Source organism: Rhodococcus sp. P4_F3_2, assembly GCF_056401335.1.
In genome coordinates this window covers 39,761-54,702 of sequence record NZ_JBFUJN010000026.1, presented here as the reverse complement: position 1 = coordinate 54,702, position 14,942 = coordinate 39,761, and the positions used below count along the sequence as shown (strand labels likewise).

The window sequence follows — 14,942 nt, the reverse complement described above, 5'->3', positions numbered from 1 at the left end:
TTGCCGTGGAATACAGCTGGATGGTTGAATGTTTGATCAGTTACATGCAAACGCATGGATCTAGTTCGCGGAGGAGCAACCATGCAGTTCGGAATCTTCACGGTCGGTGACGTCACCACTGATCCCACGACGGGTAAGACCCCGACAGAGCACGAGCGCATCAAGGCCATGACGACCATCGCCAAGCACGCCGAGGAAGTCGGTCTCGACGTCTTCGCGACCGGCGAGCACCACAACAAGCCGTTCGTGCCGTCATCTCCGACCACGATGCTCGGATACATCGCGGCCCAGACCGAGAAGATCACGCTCTCCACGTCCACGACGCTGATCACCACCAACGACCCGGTGAAGATCGCCGAGGACTACGCGATGCTTCAACACCTCGCTGAGGGGCGTGTCGATCTGATGATGGGACGCGGAAACACCGCGCCGGTGTACCCGTGGTTCGGCAAGGACATTCGCGCCGGTATCCCGTTGGCGCTCGAGAACTATCAACTTCTTCGCCGGCTCTGGGACGAGGAGGTCGTGAACTGGCAAGGGGAGTACCGCACACCGCTGCAGGGATTCACGTCCACCCCGCGCCCGCTGGACGGCGTCGCGCCGTTCGTGTGGCACGGTTCGATCCGCAGCCCCGAGATCGCGGAGATCGCGGCGTATCACGGCGACGGATTCTTCGCGAACAACATCTTCTGGCCGAAAGAGCACTACATCGAGCTGATCAATCTCTACCGCCAGCGTTACGAGCATTACGGCCACGGCTCCGCGGATCAGGCGATTGTCGGTCTCGGTGGTCAGGTCTTCATGCGCAAGAACAGTCAGGACGCGGTCAAGGAATTCCGTCCGTATTTCGACAATGCTCCGGTGTACGGCCACGGGCCCTCACTCGAAGAGTTCACCGAACAGACGCCGCTGACCGTCGGTTCCCCTGAGCAGGTCATCGAAAAGACGTTGGCGTTTGCCGATTTCTTCGGTGACTACCAGCGCCAGCTGTTCCTGATGGATCACGCCGGGCTGCCGCTCAAGACGGTGCTCGAGCAGCTCGATCTGCTCGGTGAGGAAGTTGTTCCGGTTCTGCGCCGTGAGTTCGCGGCCAGGCGGCCCGCACATGTGCCGGACAACCCGCCCACTCACGCGTCGATGAAGGCGGCTCGTGAGGCAAGCAGTGTCACTGCCTGACGAGCAACCGCCTGAGGTTCCGGTCAGCACCACCGAACTCGCCACCGACGCCTGGGAAGCCTTGTTTCGCGCCCAGGTGTCGGTACTGCGGCGGCTCTCTGCCGACGACGTCTGGGATCAGGTGTCGATGCGCGAGTACGACGTGCTGTTCACATTGAGCCTCACACCGAGTAGTTCACTTCGCCTGCATGATCTGAATCGCGAGATCCTGTTGAGCCAGCCGTCGCTCAGCCGCCTGGTAGAACGGTTGGAGGGCGAAGGTCTGGTATCGAGAAGTGTTGATCCACAGGATCGCCGCGGAACGATCGTGCAGCTCACCGAAGCGGGTGCAGCGCTGCAGAAATCAGTGGGTCGCCGTCATGCGGCGAGCATTCGTCGCCACGTCGGACCGGCCCTGGACGCGGATGAACTTCGAATGTTGGCCGAATTGTGCACGCGTCTGCGTCTCGCGCAGTCATGACTAGAGGCAGGATGGACGATATGAGCAACCTCGAAGCGCAGCCCGTCGAGCAGGAATGCGAAGGCCATCCGGTGGAGAGCGAGATTCAGATTCTCACCCCGCGCGACGTACCGCTCGGTGGCCCGCGGGCGATGCGAGTGCGTCGCACCCTTCCGCAACGCGAGCGTTCGCTGATCGGGGCATGGTGTTTTGCCGATCATTACGGTCCGGATGACGTCGGCTCAGGACCGGGCATGCATGTGCCGCCGCATCCGCATACCGGATTGCAAACGGTGAGTTGGCTGTTCACCGGAGAGATCGAGCACCGTGACAGCATCGGTTCCCATGCGATGGTGCGGCCGGGTGAACTGAATTTGATGACGGCCGGGAGTGGGATCGCGCACTCCGAGGTGTCGACGCCGAATACGAAGGTTCTGCACGGGATGCAGTTGTGGGTGGCGCTGCCGGATGCGGCGCGCGATACCGCACCCGCGTTCGTTCACTATCGACCGGAGCCGGTGACCACCGATGGTGTCACGCTCAGTGTGTTCCTCGGCTCGCTCGCCGGTGAAACGTCTCCGGTGTCTACCTTCACCGAATTACTCGGTGCCGAGGTGATTCTCGATCCTGGGGCCGAGATCGCCCTCGATGTCGATCGTTCACATGAGCACGGCGTGATCGTCGATCAAGGATCGGTTGTTCTGCGTGGTACCACCGTCGGCTGGGCCGAGTTGGGTTATCAAGCACCAGGTTTCGGAAAACTGACTTTGCGCAATCCGGGATCCGAACCGGCTCGACTGCTACTGCTCGGCGGGAAACCGTTGGGCGAGCAGGTCATCATGTGGTGGAACTTCATGGGTCGTACCCACGAAGAGATCGTCGAGTATCGACGCAAGTGGCAGGCCGAGCTGGCCTCCGGATTCGACGGCAGCGTCCCGGACCAGCGTTTCGGCGTCGTGCCGGGATACGACGGCCCGGCGCTCCCGGCACCCGAGTTGCCGAACAGTACGTTGCGGCCCCGAGGCTAGTCGCTGCTGTTGCTGCTGCCAGCCGCGAGCATCGTCTCGATCAGGCCTGTTCGATGTCCTGGTGAGCCTTCGCGAGCATGATGTAGCCGGCGCCGTTGGCGGTGATACCGGCCTTTTCGCCTTCGGAGAGTTCACGTTTGACCTTGGCGGGCACGCCGGCGACCAGTGATCCAGGCGGGATTTGCATCCCCTGAGACACGACCGCACCGGCTGCAATCAGTGATCCCGAACCGATGTGTGCGCCGTTGAGCACCACGGCACCCATACCGACGAGAACGTCGTCTTCGACGGTGCACCCGTGCAGCACTGCGTTGTGGCCGACCGAGATTCGCTCGCCCAGCACTGCGGGGAACGTCGGGTCGGCGTGCACGGTGCAGTTGTCCTGAATGTTGGTGTCAGCGCCGATGGAGATCGATTCGGCGTCGCCGCGGATAACCGCGCCGTACCAGATGCTGGCTCCCGCAGCGATGGTCACAGCGCCGACAACGGTGGCGTTGGGTGCGATGAATGCACTTTCGTCGATCTGCGGGGTGTTACCGAGAACGGTGGCGATGATCGGGTTGGTCATGGTTCTCCTGTGCGTTGGAATGACGTGCTCTGACGGTACCTGGACTATTTCGGTGTGGACTTTCGATTCATGACTACCGTCCCGACACCCGCGGTCACCACCAGTCCGATGGCGACGAGTGTGAAAGCGTCGAGCGTTTGCCCGATCACGAGGACTCCGGCCAGTGCGGCCGCTGCCGGTTCGAGGGCGATGAGGACCGCGAAGACCTTCTTGGCCAAGGAGCGCAGCGCCCACATTTCCAAGCTGTACGGGATGACGGACGAGAGGATGGCGACGGCGGCGCCTGCGGCGAGCATCTTCGGATCCAGCAGTTCGCTTCCGCCCGAGACAACGCCGAAGGGGAGCGTCAATACGGCTGCGACGATGCTTGCGCCTGCCAACCCGTCGGCGCTCGGGAGCGTCGCGGCCAGGTGGGAACCGGCCACGATGTAGCCGGCCCACGCAGTCGCGGCGATCAACGCGAACATCACCCCGATCGGGTCCAATCCGGATTCGCCGTGATCGCCTAACCCGAGCAGCAACACTCCGCCGAAGGCGAGCAGTACCCACGCTCCGTCGGCCCACCGACGAGACAGAACTGCGGCCAGGGTGAGCGGTCCGAGGAACTCGATGGTGACGGCGGTGCCGATGGGCACCGTGTCGAGGGCGAGGTAGAAGGCGCCGTTCATCACGGCGAGGGCGATGCCCAGCGCGAAGATGCCTTTGCGTTGCCGGTTCGACCACCTGCTCCATCGCGGACGGACGATGACGCCGAGGATGATCGCAGCGATCGTCAGCCGAAGCGTCGTGGCTCCGGCGGGCCCGATCTGCGAGAACAATGTCGTCGCGAATGCCGCTCCGAACTGGAGCGACAGTATCGAGGTGAGGACCGCGCCGACCGGCAGTAGCTGACTGCCCGCCTTCATTCTCCGGTGAACTCGGGACTTCGACGCTCGAGCATCGCGGCGACGGCTTCGTGGTGATCTCGGGTGTGGTGGGCGATCGACTGCATGGCGGCCGAGAGTTCGAGCAGGCTCTCGAGGCTCTGGTGCTGGCCTTCGCGGAGGAGTTTCTTGGTCATGCGGAGTACCTGCGGGGGATTGGCGGCTACTCGAGCTGCCAAAGCGTGCGCTGCGGAAAGCAATTCCTCGGGTTCGGTGATCTGCGAGACCAGACCCCAGTCGAGTGCCTTCGCAGCATCGATGGGTTCGCCGGTGAACGCCATCTCGGCGGCGCGGGCGTTGCCGATCGCGCGGGGGAGCAGCCAGGCTCCGCCGTCGCCGGGGATGAGTCCCACCTTGACGAAGCTCTCGGCGAAGACTGCGGCGGTCGAGGCGATGCGGAGGTCACACATGAGGGAGAGGTCGCAGCCCGCTCCGATGGCCGGGCCGTTGACGGCTGCGATGGTCGGCACCTCACATGTGTACAGCGCGAGCGGAATGCGCTGGATGCCGTGCCGGTAGCCCTGGCGGATCTCGCCGGGAGCACCACCGAACATGCCTTCCTTGTCTCGCATGTGTTTGACGTTGCCGCCGGAGGAGAAAGCCGACCCGGCCCCCGTGAGGATGACCGCTCGCACACTCTGATCTCGGTTGACTGCGGTGACCGCGTCTTCGAGGGCCTCGATCATGTCGATCTCGGAGATCGCGTTGCGGGTGTCCGGGCGATTGAGGGTCCACGTGACCACATCGCCGGTTCGCGAGATCAGTACGGCGTCGCTCATGGGTGCTCCTGGTAGTCGATGGCAGTTGAGCTCAGTCTCTCACCACAAGATTTCTCAATAACAATCATTCGTGCTTGATTTTTATGGACCCGGGTGTGATGCTGGTCGCATGGCCGAACTTCAGACGTTCATCGATGACTTGCGGGCCGAAGGCGAGAGCCTCGACGCCCTGGTTGCGGATCTGCCCGAGGAGAAGTGGGCGACAATGACGCCGGCGGAAGGGTGGAGCGTCGCGCATCAGATCGGGCACCTGCACTGGACGGACAGTGCTGCGATCCTGGCGATCACCGACCCGGACGGGTTTGCGGAGCAGTTGAAGGCGGCGTTCGTGAATCCGGCGGGATTTGTCGACGACGGTGCTGCCGAGCAGGCGGCCCGCCCGCCGGCGGAGTTGCTCGCCGATTGGCGAGCGGGGCGCACCGCTCTCGTCGAGGCTCTCACCGCCGCCCCGTCCGGTACCAAGTTTCCTTGGTACGGCCCGCCTATGGGCGGAGTGTCCATGGCAACTGCGCGATTGATGGAGACGTGGGCGCACGGGCAGGACGTTGCCGACGCGCTCGGCGTCGAGCGAGCCCCGACGGCGCGCATCAAGAACATCGCTCATCTGGGTGTCCGTACGCGGAACTTTGCGTACTCGGTCAACGAGAAGACGCCGCCCGCCGACGATTTCCGGGTTGAGTTGACGGCGCCGGACGGTTCGCTCTGGACCTGGGGGCCGGAAGATGCACCGCAGAAGGTGACCGGGCCCGCATTGGACTTCTGTTTGCTGGTCACTCAGCGTGCCAATCGCGCCGATCTCGATCTGGTTGCCGTTGGTGCCGACGCGGACGAGTGGCTCGGGTTCGCGCAGGCATTTGCCGGACCCAGCGGCGAGGGACGAGCCGCACGAGAAGCGAAGGTGGATAAATGAGTTCGGTACGGATCGGTAACTGCTCCGGTTTCTACGGCGACCGCGTCTCGGCGATGCGCGAGATGCTCGAGGGCGGCGAACTCGACTACCTGACCGGCGACTACCTTGCCGAACTGACGATGTTGATCCTCGGACGGGACCGGATGAAGGACCCGTCACTCGGCTACGCGAAGACGTTCCTGCGACAGGTGGAAGACACCCTCGGACTTGCGCTCGACAAGGGCGTGAAGATCGTCGCGAATGCCGGCGGTCTCAACCCGGCTGGACTGGCCGACGCGCTGCGCGAGGTCAACACCAGGCTGGGGTTGAACGCGAAGATCGCCCACGTCGAGGGCGACGATCTGGTCTCTCGGGCAGACGAACTCGGACTCGGCTCCCCGCTGACGGCCAACGCGTACCTCGGCGCCTGGGGCATCGTCGAAGCATTGTCGGCCGACGCCGATGTCGTGGTCACCGGACGTGTCACCGACGCTTCGGTGATCGTCGGTCCCGCCGCTCACCATTTCGGTTGGAAGCGAGATGATTTCGATCAGCTGGCCGGTGCTGTCGCGGCGGGCCACGTCATCGAGTGCGGAACCCAGGCCACCGGCGGCAACTACGCGTTCTTCACCGAGATTCCGAATCTGGGCCGTCCTGGCTTCCCGATCGCCGAGATCAACGCGGACGGATCTTCGGTCATCACCAAGCATGCCGGTACGGACGGCGAGGTGAGCGTCGGCACCGTGACGGCGCAGCTGCTGTACGAGATCACGGGTGGACGCTACGCAGGCCCGGACGTGACCACCCGTATCGACAACGCGGTGCTCACCCAGGAAGGCCCGGATCGGGTGCTGATCAGCGGAGTCACGGGCGAGGCTCCGCCGCCGCAGTACAAGGTCTCACTCAACACGCTGGCCGGGTTCCGCAACGAGGCCACGTTCATCCTCACGGGTCTCGACATCGAGGCCAAGGCCGATCTGGCGAAGACTCAACTCGAATCCTGGCTGACGAAGAAGCCCGCCGAACTGGTCTGGACTCTCGCTCRCACAGATCACCCGGATTCCGACACCGAGGAAACAGCGAGTGCGTTGCTGCGCTGCGTGGTTCGCGATTCCGACCCCAAGGTGATCGGTCGCCCCTTCTCCGCGGTTGCGGTGGAAATGGCACTCGCCAGTTACCCAGGCTTCTCGCTGACCGCGCCGCCGAGCAACGGACAACCGTACGGAGTGTTCACCCCCGGCTACGTCGGCGCGGGATCGGTGCCTCATTTGGCCGTACWGCCAGACGGCACTCGCGTGGACATCGCTCCGTCGACGCTGACGCAGGACCTCGAACCTGTCGACGAACCTGAGCGTCCGGAGCCGTTGCCGCCACAGTCTTCGCTTTCGGTGCCACTCGGCACGATCGCCGGTGCCCGTAGTGGCGACAAGGGTGGAAATGCCAACGTCGGCGTCTGGGTTCGCACGGACGATCAGTGGAAGTGGTTGGCGCACACTCTGACCGTCGAAATGCTCAAGGAACTACTACCGGAAGCAGCAGACCTGAACGTCACTCGCTACCAGCTTCCGCACCTTCGTGCCGTCAACTTCGTGATCGAGGGAATCCTCGGTCAGGGTGTTGCCTCGCAGGCGCGGTTCGATCCGCAGGCCAAGGGAATTGGTGAGTGGCTGCGCTCGCGCCATATCGACATCCCGATTTCGCTACTCCCCACAACTGACGAGAAAGAGGATTCACGGTGACCGTGTGGACCACACCGGAAAGGCTTGCGCTTCGCGAGACCGTACGCGGATTCGTGAACCAGGAGATTCTGCCGCACCTGACGCAGTGGGAGCGTGACGGCGAGATTCCGCGCGAATTACACCGCAAGGCAGGCGCTCTCGGGCTCCTCGGGGCCAGTGCTCCCGAATCGGCTGGCGGTGAGGGTGGCGATGCCGTCGACTCCATCGTGATCTGTGAGGAGATGCATCAGGCAGGTGCGTCGGGCGGTCTGTTCGCATCGCTCTTCACCTGCGGCATCGCGGTGCCGCACCTGATTGCGGCCGGCGACGAGGCGCAGATCGAGAAGTGGGTCAAGCCGACCCTGCGCGGCGACAAGATCGGCTCGCTCGCCATCACCGAGCCCGGCGGAGGCAGCGACGTCGGGCATCTGACAACCACAGCCAAGCGCGACGGCGATCATTACGTCGTGAACGGCGCCAAGACGTTCATCACCTCCGGCGTTCGAGCGGACTTCGTCGTCACCGCAGTGCGCACCGGTGGCCCCGGCGCGGGTGGTGTCTCACTGCTCGTGATCGAGAAGGGCACAACGGGATTCACCGTCTCGCGCAAACTCGAGAAGATGGGCTGGCGCGCGTCGGATACAGCGGAACTGTCCTTTGTCGACGCCCGGGTTCCGGTGGAGAATCTGGTCGGCGCAGAGAACAGCGGCTTCGCGCAGATCGCCCAGGCATTTGTCTCCGAGCGGGTCGCGCTCGCCGCCCAGGCGTATGCCAGTGCAGAACGTTGCCTGGAGCTGACCCTCGAATGGTGCCGCGCCCGCGAGACTTTCGGTCGACCCCTCATCAGTCGGCAGGCCGTGCAGAACACCGTCACCGAGATGGCCCGCAAGATCGACGTCGCCAAGGTGTACACGCATTCGGTGATCGAACGGCACATGGCCGGTGACGGCGATCTGATCGCCGAGGTGTGCTTCGCCAAGAACACGGCAGTCGAGACGGGCGAATGGGTTGCGAACCAAGCCGTTCAGCTGTTCGGCGGCCTCGGATACATGCAGGAAAGTGAAGTGGAGAGGCAGTACCGGGACATGCGAATTCTGGGAATCGGTGGCGGAACCACCGAAATCCTCACCGGCCTCGCGGCCAAGCGATTGGGGTATCAGTCATGAGTGTCATCCGGTCAACGCTGGACACCAATTCCGAGGTGTATCAGACCGCAACATCGACCATGAACACCAAGCTCGCCGAGATCGAGGTCGAGCACGCCAAGGCGCTTGCCGGTGGCGGCGAGAAGTACACCGAGCGGCACCACAAGCGGGGAAAGCTTCTGGCGCGCGAGCGGATCGAACTCCTGCTCGATCAGGATTCGCCGTTCCTCGAGCTGTGTCCCCTCGCTGCGTGGGGGAGTGACTTCCCGGTCGGCGCCAGCACCGTGGTCGGTATCGGCGTTGTCGAAGGTGTCGAATGCCTGATCGTCGCCAACGATCCCACCGTGCGCGGCGGCACCAGCAATCCGTGGACGCTGCGTAAGGGATTCCGCGCCAACGACATCGCCATGCAAAATCGCCTCCCGGTGATCTCGCTGGTCGAGTCCGGCGGTGCAGACCTGCCGACGCAGAAGGAGGTGTTCATCCCGGGCGGGCGTATGTTCCGTGACCTCACACAGCTCTCCGCCGCCGGTATCCCCACCATCGCACTGGTCTTCGGCAACTCGACTGCCGGCGGCGCGTACATCCCAGGCATGTCCGACCACGTCGTGATGATCAAGGAACGCTCCAAGGTGTTCCTCGCAGGCCCGCCGCTGGTCAAGATGGCCACCGGTGAGGAATCCGACGACGAGGCACTCGGCGGCGCCGAAATGCACGCCCGCAAGTCGGGACTGGCCGACTACTTCGCAGCCGACGAGCAGGACGCGATCCGCATCGGTCGCTCGATCGTCAAGCGACTCAACTGGACCAAGAAGGGGCCGGCGCCTCGCGCCGAAATCATCGAACCACTCGAGGATCCGGAAGAGTTGCTCGGCATCGTTCCGGCCGACCTGAAGATTCCGTTCGATCCGCGTGAGGTCATCGCCCGTATCGTCGACGGTTCCGACTTCGACGAGTTCAAGCCGCTCTACGGTTCCTCCCTCGTGACCGGCTGGGCCGAGCTCAACGGCTACCCGATCGGCATCCTGGCCAACGCACGTGGAGTGCTCTTCAGCGAAGAGTCCCAGAAGGCCACGCAGTTCATCCAGCTCGCCAACCGCTCCAACACGCCGTTGCTGTTCCTGCACAACACCACCGGCTACATGGTGGGTAAGGAATACGAGGAGGGCGGCATGATCAAGCACGGATCGATGATGATCAATGCGGTAGCCAACTCCAAGGTTCCGCACATCTCGATCCTGCTCGGAGCGTCGTACGGCGCCGGTCACTACGGCATGTGCGGACGGGCATTCGATCCGAGATTCCTCTTTGCCTGGCCCAGTTCCAAGTCCGCCGTCATGGGCGGTGCGCAGCTCGCCGGCGTCATCTCCATCGTGGGACGCGCTGCTGCCGAGGCCCGCGGCCAGGTTTTCGACGAGCAGGCTGATGCCGGCATGCGAGCGATGATCGAGAACCAGATCGAGGCCGAGTCACTTCCGATGTTCCTGTCCGGGCGTCTGTACGACGACGGCGTCATCGATCCCCGAGACACCCGCACCGTGGTGGGAATGTGCCTGTCGGCCATTGCCACCGCCCCGATCGAAGGCACCGAGAACTTCGGCGTCTTCCGTATGTGAGGCACGCCGTGACAATCACTTCAGTACTGGTCGCCAATCGTGGCGAAATCGCCCGCCGTGTCTTTGCAACCTGCCGCAAGAACGGAATCGGGACGGTCGCGGTCTTTTCCGACGCGGATGCCGACAGCCCGCACGTCGCCGAAGCCGACGCCTCGGTTCGCCTGCCGGGTAACACGCCTGCCGAGACATACCTGCGGGGCGAGCTCATCATCGCCGCCGCCAAGGCTTCGGGCGCCGACGCGATTCACCCCGGCTACGGATTCCTCTCCGAGAACGCGGAGTTCGCGCGCAGCGTCATCGACGCGGGGCTGACGTGGATCGGTCCGCCCGTCGAATCCATCGAGCTCATGGGGTCGAAGGTCGAGTCCAAGAAGATCATGGACGCCGCCGGAGTGCCGGTGCTGTCCGAACTCGATCCTGCCGCGGTGACCGACGCTCATCTGCCGGTGCTCATCAAGGCGTCGGCGGGCGGCGGCGGACGCGGAATGCGTGTCGTTCGTGAATTGTCGGCGCTGGACGGCGAACTGGAAGCGGCGCGGCGGGAAGCGCAGTCCGCCTTCGGCGACCCGACGGTCTTCTGCGAGCGCTACCTCGAGACCGGTCGGCACATCGAGGTTCAGGTCATGGCCGACCGCCACGGTGGGGTGTGGGCGGTGGGGGAGCGCGAGTGCTCGATCCAGCGTCGGCATCAGAAGGTGGTCGAAGAGGCACCGTCGCCGCTCGTGCAACGCATCCCCGCCATGCGCGACAAGCTGTTCGACGCTTCACGGCTCGCAGCCAACGCCATCGGTTACGAAGGCGCAGGAACCGTTGAATTCCTGGCTGACGAAAAGGGCGACTTCTTCTTCCTGGAAATGAACACGCGTTTGCAGGTGGAGCATCCCGTCACCGAGTGCACCACCGGACTCGATCTGGTGGAACTGCAATTGCAGGTCGCTTCAGGTGAAGTACTTCCGGACGAGCAGCCGGAGATCCGTGGGCATTCGATCGAGGTGCGCCTGTACGCCGAGGACCCCGCCAAGAACTGGCAGCCGCAGAGTGGAACCGTTCACCACATCGAGTTGCCCGGTGACCCGCAAGAATTCAGTGTTCTGCGTGAGCAGGGCGTTCGCCTCGACTCCGGCGTCGTCGACGGCAGTGTTGTCGGCGTCCACTACGACCCGATGTTGGCCAAGGTCATCTCGTACGCGCCGACGCGGACCGCAGCTGCCCGGCTGCTCGCGTCGACGCTGGCGCGCACCAGGATTCACGGTCTGCGGACCAACCGCGATCTGCTCGTCAATGTCCTGGCTCACCCGGCCTTCATTGCCGGGGACACCGATACGGCGTTCTTCGAGACCCATGATCTCGAGAAGTTGTCAACGCCTCTGGCCGATACCGACGCCGAAAGGCTTTCGGCGTTGGCGGCGGCACTTGCCGATGCCGCGCACAACCGGTCGTCGGCCCGCGTCATCGGCCGCTTGCCCAGCGGGTGGCGCAACCTGCCGTCGCAGCCGCAGAGCAAGAGTTACTCCACTGCGTCGGGCGACTACGACGTCCGCTACTCCCTCAGTCGAAGCGGCGTGCTGAGTGCAGAAGGCTTCGACGACGTGAGCCTGGTATCGGCAACTGAGACCCGGGTAGTGCTCGAGCAGAGCGGAGTTCGGCGTTCGTTCGACGTGGCGGCATACGGGAGTGAGATTTTTGTCGACTCCTCGCTGGGGCCGGTCGCGTTGACGGCGGCACCGCGCTTCGTCGATCCGTCGGCGGAAGTCGCCGCCGGTTCGTTGCTCGCTCCGATGCCGGGATCAGTTATTCGCCTCGGCGCCGCACTCGGTGACACCGTCACTGCCGGCCAGCCGATTCTGTGGCTAGAGGCCATGAAGATGGAACACACAGTCACCGCGCCGACTGCCGGTGTCCTGGTAGAACTTCCGGTCGCCGTCGGCCAGCAGGTCGAAGTCGGATCGGTACTCGCACGTGTGGAAGAACCCGCTACAGAAGAGGACGCATGATGAGTTTCATCGAAACCGAAGAGCAGAAGGAACTGCGGGCATCCGTTTCCAAACTGGGTGAGCGCTTCAACTACGTCGACTACGTGCTGCCCAAGGCACGCAAGGGTGAGCCGCTCACCGAATTGTGGAACGAGGCGGGCAAACTCGGATTCCTGGGCGTCAACCTGCCCGAGGAATACGGCGGCGGCGGTGCCGGCATCTACGAACTCGCGCTGGTGCAGGAGGAATTGGCGGCACAGGGTGCCGGTCTGCTCCTGGTTGTCGTCTCGCCGGCCATCTGCGGCACCATCATCGGCAAGTACGGCACTGCGGAGCAGAAGCAGCAGTGGCTACCCAGCCTCGCCGACGGCTCCAAGATCATGGCGTTCGGAATCACCGAGGCCGACGCTGGTTCCAACTCTCATCAGATCACCACGACGGCACGCAGGGATGGCGACGACTGGATCCTGAGCGGCAACAAGATCTACATCTCGGGTGTCGATCAGGCTGACGCGGTCCTCATCGTCGCGCGCACCGAGGACTCCAAGACCGGCAAGCTCAAGCCCGCTCTGTTCATCGTCCCCACGGATTCTCCCGGATTCGTGAAGACGCAGATGGAGATGGACATCATCGAGCCGGACCACCAGTTCATTTTGTTCCTCGACGATGTACGGCTGCCGGCCGACGCTCTGGTAGGCGAAGCCGATGCCGCCTTGATGCAGTTGTTCGCCGGCCTCAACCCCGAGCGCATCCTGGGTGCGTCGATGGCCATCGGCATGGGCCGTTACGCCCTGAACGCTGCGGTGAAGTTCGCCAACGAGCGCACGGTGTGGAAGACGCCGATCGGTGCGCACCAAGGTATTTCGCATCCACTCGCGCAGGTGAAGATCGAACTCGAGCTCGCCAAGCTGATGATGCAGAAGGCCGCGGTGCTCTACGACAGCGGCGACGATTTCGGTGCTGCCGAAGCCGCGAACATGGCAAAGTACGCCGCCGCCGAAGCCAGCATCAAGGCGCTCGATCAGGCGATCCAGACGCACGGCGGCGCAGGCCTGACGAAGGAATACGGGTTGGCCGCCATGCTCGGCGCGGCCCGTATCGCCCGCGTCGCGCCGGTGAGTCGCGAGATGATCCTCAACTTCGTCTCGCAGCACTCTCTCGGTCTGCCGCGGTCGTACTAAACGGTCCTACTGAAGAGGAGACTCATGACGGATCAGGACACGCCATACGTACGGTACGAAGTATCGGGCGGTGCTGCCACGATCACTCTCGACTCACCCCACAACCGCAACGCGATTTCGACGCGGTTGGTCACGGAGTTACAAGCGGGGTTGACGTCAGCGGCCGCCGATCCGGCAGTTCGAGCGGTGGTGCTCACCCACACCGGTGGAACATTCTGTGCGGGAGCCGATCTCAGCGAGGCTTCCGGATCGTCCTTATCTCCGGAAGAGGCCGTCAAAGAACGAGGGCGGGGAATGCTGACGCTCTTGCGCAGCATTCTCGAGCTTCCCAAGCCGGTGATCGGGCGCATCGACGGTCACGTCCGAGCCGGGGGTATGGGTCTTGTCGGGGCGTGCGACATCGTCGTCGCCGGACCGGCGAGCACCTTCGCGGTGACGGAATCACGGTTGGGTTTGGCAGCGTCCATCATTTCGCTCACGGTCCTACCGAGGCTCGACCAGCGATCTGCGAGCCGATACCTGCTCACCGGAGAGAAGTTCGGCCAGCACGAGGCCGAATCCATCGGACTCGTCACCGCCGCGTCGCAGGACACGGGGGAGTCGATCACCGAACTGCTCGGCACCTTGCGCCAATGTTCACCGCAGGGACTTGCCGAATCGAAGTGGATCACGACGCGTTCGGTCCTGGCCGGATTCGACCGTGACGGCGAGGAGATGATCGCGCAGTCGGCCCGGCTGTTTTCCTCTGACGAGGCTCGTGAGGGCATGATGTCTTTCTTGCAGAAGCGTCCAGCAGCCTGGGCGCAGTAGAACTGCGCACTGGAACACAGCGGTAGAAAGGATGGCGGCGCGATGACTCGAGAACCCAAGCAGGACCGCAGTCGAGTCACGCGCTCCCACCTGCTCGAAGTGACTGTGGAGTGTCTCGCCGAACTCGGATGGAGCGCAACGACGATGAGCGTCGTCGCCCAGCGTGCCGGGGTGTCCCGCGGTGCGATGCAGCATCACTTCCCGACCCGCGAGGACCTCATCACCGCGGCGCTCGAGGTGATGTTCGACGCCAGGATGGATCAGGCACGAAAGGAATCGACCGACCTTCCGGTGGGTGCCGGACGAACCGAGGCGGTCATTTCGCGGTTGGTCGAGTACTACACCGGGACTCTGTTCAAAGCAGCACTGCAGGTGTGGACGGCCGCTGCCTCCGACCCCGACCTGCGGGCCCGCGTGTTGCCCCTCGAGGAACGGTTCGGGCGCATCGCGCACTGCATGGCCGTCGAGAGTCTGGGTGTCGACGACTCCGATCCGGTGACGCACCGTTTGGTACAGGCGACCCTGGACTTGGCCCGCGGGCTGGGGCTGGCAGACGTCTTGACCGACGACTCGCGTCGACGCACCGAGGTGGTCAAACAATGGGCGGCGCAATTGGATTCCACGCTGGTTCGGGTACCGGTCCCGACTCCCTGAATCGGTAGCGGCGTGGCGGCGACCGATGAGCGAGGTGCGCACG

At 63.8% G+C, this 14,942-nt stretch carries 14 protein-coding genes; 11 read left to right on the top strand and 3 right to left on the bottom strand.

All coding sequences use genetic code 11. The annotated features are described in order from the left end of the window. Positions 1–81: 81 nt before the first annotated feature. From AC1DWA_RS24230 to AC1DWA_RS24220, 3 genes are read left to right on the top strand one after another with little or no spacing between them, the layout of a single operon-like run. A complete protein-coding gene (locus AC1DWA_RS24230) occupies positions 82–1,176 on the top strand; it encodes an LLM class flavin-dependent oxidoreductase (protein ID WP_020906827.1) in 1,095 nt (364 codons plus the stop codon). After that, entirely contained in the window at positions 1,163–1,636 is a 474-nt protein-coding gene (locus tag AC1DWA_RS24225) for a MarR family winged helix-turn-helix transcriptional regulator (protein ID WP_020906828.1), read from the top strand. The genes AC1DWA_RS24230 and AC1DWA_RS24225 overlap by 14 nt, the downstream gene beginning before the upstream one ends. A 20-nt stretch (positions 1,637–1,656) precedes the next feature. Then, complete coding sequence (locus AC1DWA_RS24220; protein WP_020968973.1) at positions 1,657–2,643, top strand: pirin family protein; 987 nt, start codon at positions 1,657–1,659, stop codon at positions 2,641–2,643. 40 nt (positions 2,644–2,683) lie between these two features. Here AC1DWA_RS24220 and AC1DWA_RS24215 read toward each other — a convergent pair whose 3' ends face one another. The 3 genes from AC1DWA_RS24215 to AC1DWA_RS24205 are packed head-to-tail and all read right to left on the bottom strand — an operon-like array spanning position 2,684 to position 4,913. After that, positions 2,684–3,211 carry a gamma carbonic anhydrase family protein gene (locus tag AC1DWA_RS24215; RefSeq protein ID WP_003941993.1) on the bottom strand — a complete coding sequence of 176 codons (528 nt, stop codon included), beginning with the start codon at positions 3,209–3,211 and terminating at the stop codon, positions 2,684–2,686. Between the two features lie 44 nt (positions 3,212–3,255). Further along, positions 3,256–4,116, bottom strand: coding sequence for an EamA family transporter (locus AC1DWA_RS24210; RefSeq protein WP_020906830.1), 861 nt, complete (start codon positions 4,114–4,116; stop codon positions 3,256–3,258). Continuing rightward, positions 4,113–4,913, bottom strand: coding sequence for a crotonase/enoyl-CoA hydratase family protein (locus AC1DWA_RS24205; RefSeq protein ID WP_020906831.1), 801 nt, complete (start codon positions 4,911–4,913; stop codon positions 4,113–4,115). Before AC1DWA_RS24205 ends, AC1DWA_RS24210 begins: the two co-directional genes overlap by 4 nt. Before the next feature lie 109 nt (positions 4,914–5,022). Between AC1DWA_RS24205 and AC1DWA_RS24200 the strand changes: the two genes are divergently transcribed. The 8 genes from AC1DWA_RS24200 to AC1DWA_RS24165 are packed head-to-tail and all read left to right on the top strand — an operon-like array spanning position 5,023 to position 14,899. After that, a complete protein-coding gene (locus tag AC1DWA_RS24200) occupies positions 5,023–5,823 on the top strand; it encodes a TIGR03084 family metal-binding protein (protein WP_020968976.1) in 801 nt (266 codons plus the stop codon). Next, a complete protein-coding gene (locus AC1DWA_RS24195; protein ID WP_477917133.1) occupies positions 5,820–7,541 on the top strand; it encodes an acyclic terpene utilization AtuA family protein in 1,722 nt (573 codons plus the stop codon). The genes AC1DWA_RS24200 and AC1DWA_RS24195 overlap by 4 nt, the downstream gene beginning before the upstream one ends. Further along, positions 7,538–8,686: an acyl-CoA dehydrogenase family protein gene (locus AC1DWA_RS24190; protein ID WP_141484718.1), complete on the top strand. Its 1,149-nt coding sequence runs from the start codon at positions 7,538–7,540 to the stop codon at positions 8,684–8,686. The genes AC1DWA_RS24195 and AC1DWA_RS24190 overlap by 4 nt, the downstream gene beginning before the upstream one ends. Continuing rightward, positions 8,683–10,281, top strand: a complete 1,599-nt coding sequence (locus AC1DWA_RS24185; protein WP_019744291.1) for an acyl-CoA carboxylase subunit beta — start codon at positions 8,683–8,685, stop codon at positions 10,279–10,281. Before AC1DWA_RS24190 ends, AC1DWA_RS24185 begins: the two co-directional genes overlap by 4 nt. Before the next feature lie 8 nt (positions 10,282–10,289). Beyond that, positions 10,290–12,275 (top strand): acetyl/propionyl/methylcrotonyl-CoA carboxylase subunit alpha, encoded by a 1,986-nt coding sequence (locus AC1DWA_RS24180; protein WP_045070934.1) that lies wholly within the window; start codon positions 10,290–10,292, stop codon positions 12,273–12,275. Continuing rightward, positions 12,275–13,435, top strand: coding sequence for an acyl-CoA dehydrogenase family protein (locus tag AC1DWA_RS24175; protein WP_029536739.1), 1,161 nt, complete (start codon positions 12,275–12,277; stop codon positions 13,433–13,435). Before AC1DWA_RS24180 ends, AC1DWA_RS24175 begins: the two co-directional genes overlap by 1 nt. A gap of 24 nt (positions 13,436–13,459) precedes the next feature. Further along, positions 13,460–14,245 (top strand): enoyl-CoA hydratase family protein, encoded by a 786-nt coding sequence (locus AC1DWA_RS24170; RefSeq protein ID WP_477847384.1) that lies wholly within the window; start codon positions 13,460–13,462, stop codon positions 14,243–14,245. 42 nt (positions 14,246–14,287) lie between these two features. Continuing rightward, positions 14,288–14,899: a TetR/AcrR family transcriptional regulator gene (locus tag AC1DWA_RS24165; RefSeq protein WP_477847386.1), complete on the top strand. Its 612-nt coding sequence runs from the start codon at positions 14,288–14,290 to the stop codon at positions 14,897–14,899. Positions 14,900–14,942: the final 43 nt, after the last annotated feature.

Excerpts from the sequence above, each read along its gene's own strand:
- AC1DWA_RS24220 (WP_020968973.1), top strand. The coding sequence starts at position 1,657 with ATGAGCAACCTCGAAGCGCAGCCCGTCGAGCAGGAATGCGAAGGCCAT.
- AC1DWA_RS24205 (WP_020906831.1), bottom strand. The coding sequence starts at position 4,913 with ATGAGCGACGCCGTACTGATCTCGCGAACCGGCGATGTGGTCACGTGG.
- AC1DWA_RS24165 (WP_477847386.1), top strand. The coding sequence starts at position 14,288 with ATGACTCGAGAACCCAAGCAGGACCGCAGTCGAGTCACGCGCTCCCAC.
- AC1DWA_RS24215 (WP_003941993.1), bottom strand. The coding sequence starts at position 3,211 with ATGACCAACCCGATCATCGCCACCGTTCTCGGTAACACCCCGCAGATC.
- AC1DWA_RS24170 (WP_477847384.1), top strand. The coding sequence starts at position 13,460 with ATGACGGATCAGGACACGCCATACGTACGGTACGAAGTATCGGGCGGT.
- AC1DWA_RS24175 (WP_029536739.1), top strand. The coding sequence starts at position 12,275 with ATGAGTTTCATCGAAACCGAAGAGCAGAAGGAACTGCGGGCATCCGTT.
- AC1DWA_RS24185 (WP_019744291.1), top strand. The coding sequence starts at position 8,683 with ATGAGTGTCATCCGGTCAACGCTGGACACCAATTCCGAGGTGTATCAG.
- AC1DWA_RS24200 (WP_020968976.1), top strand. The coding sequence starts at position 5,023 with ATGGCCGAACTTCAGACGTTCATCGATGACTTGCGGGCCGAAGGCGAG.
- AC1DWA_RS24230 (WP_020906827.1), top strand. The coding sequence starts at position 82 with ATGCAGTTCGGAATCTTCACGGTCGGTGACGTCACCACTGATCCCACG.
- AC1DWA_RS24210 (WP_020906830.1), bottom strand. The coding sequence starts at position 4,116 with ATGAAGGCGGGCAGTCAGCTACTGCCGGTCGGCGCGGTCCTCACCTCG.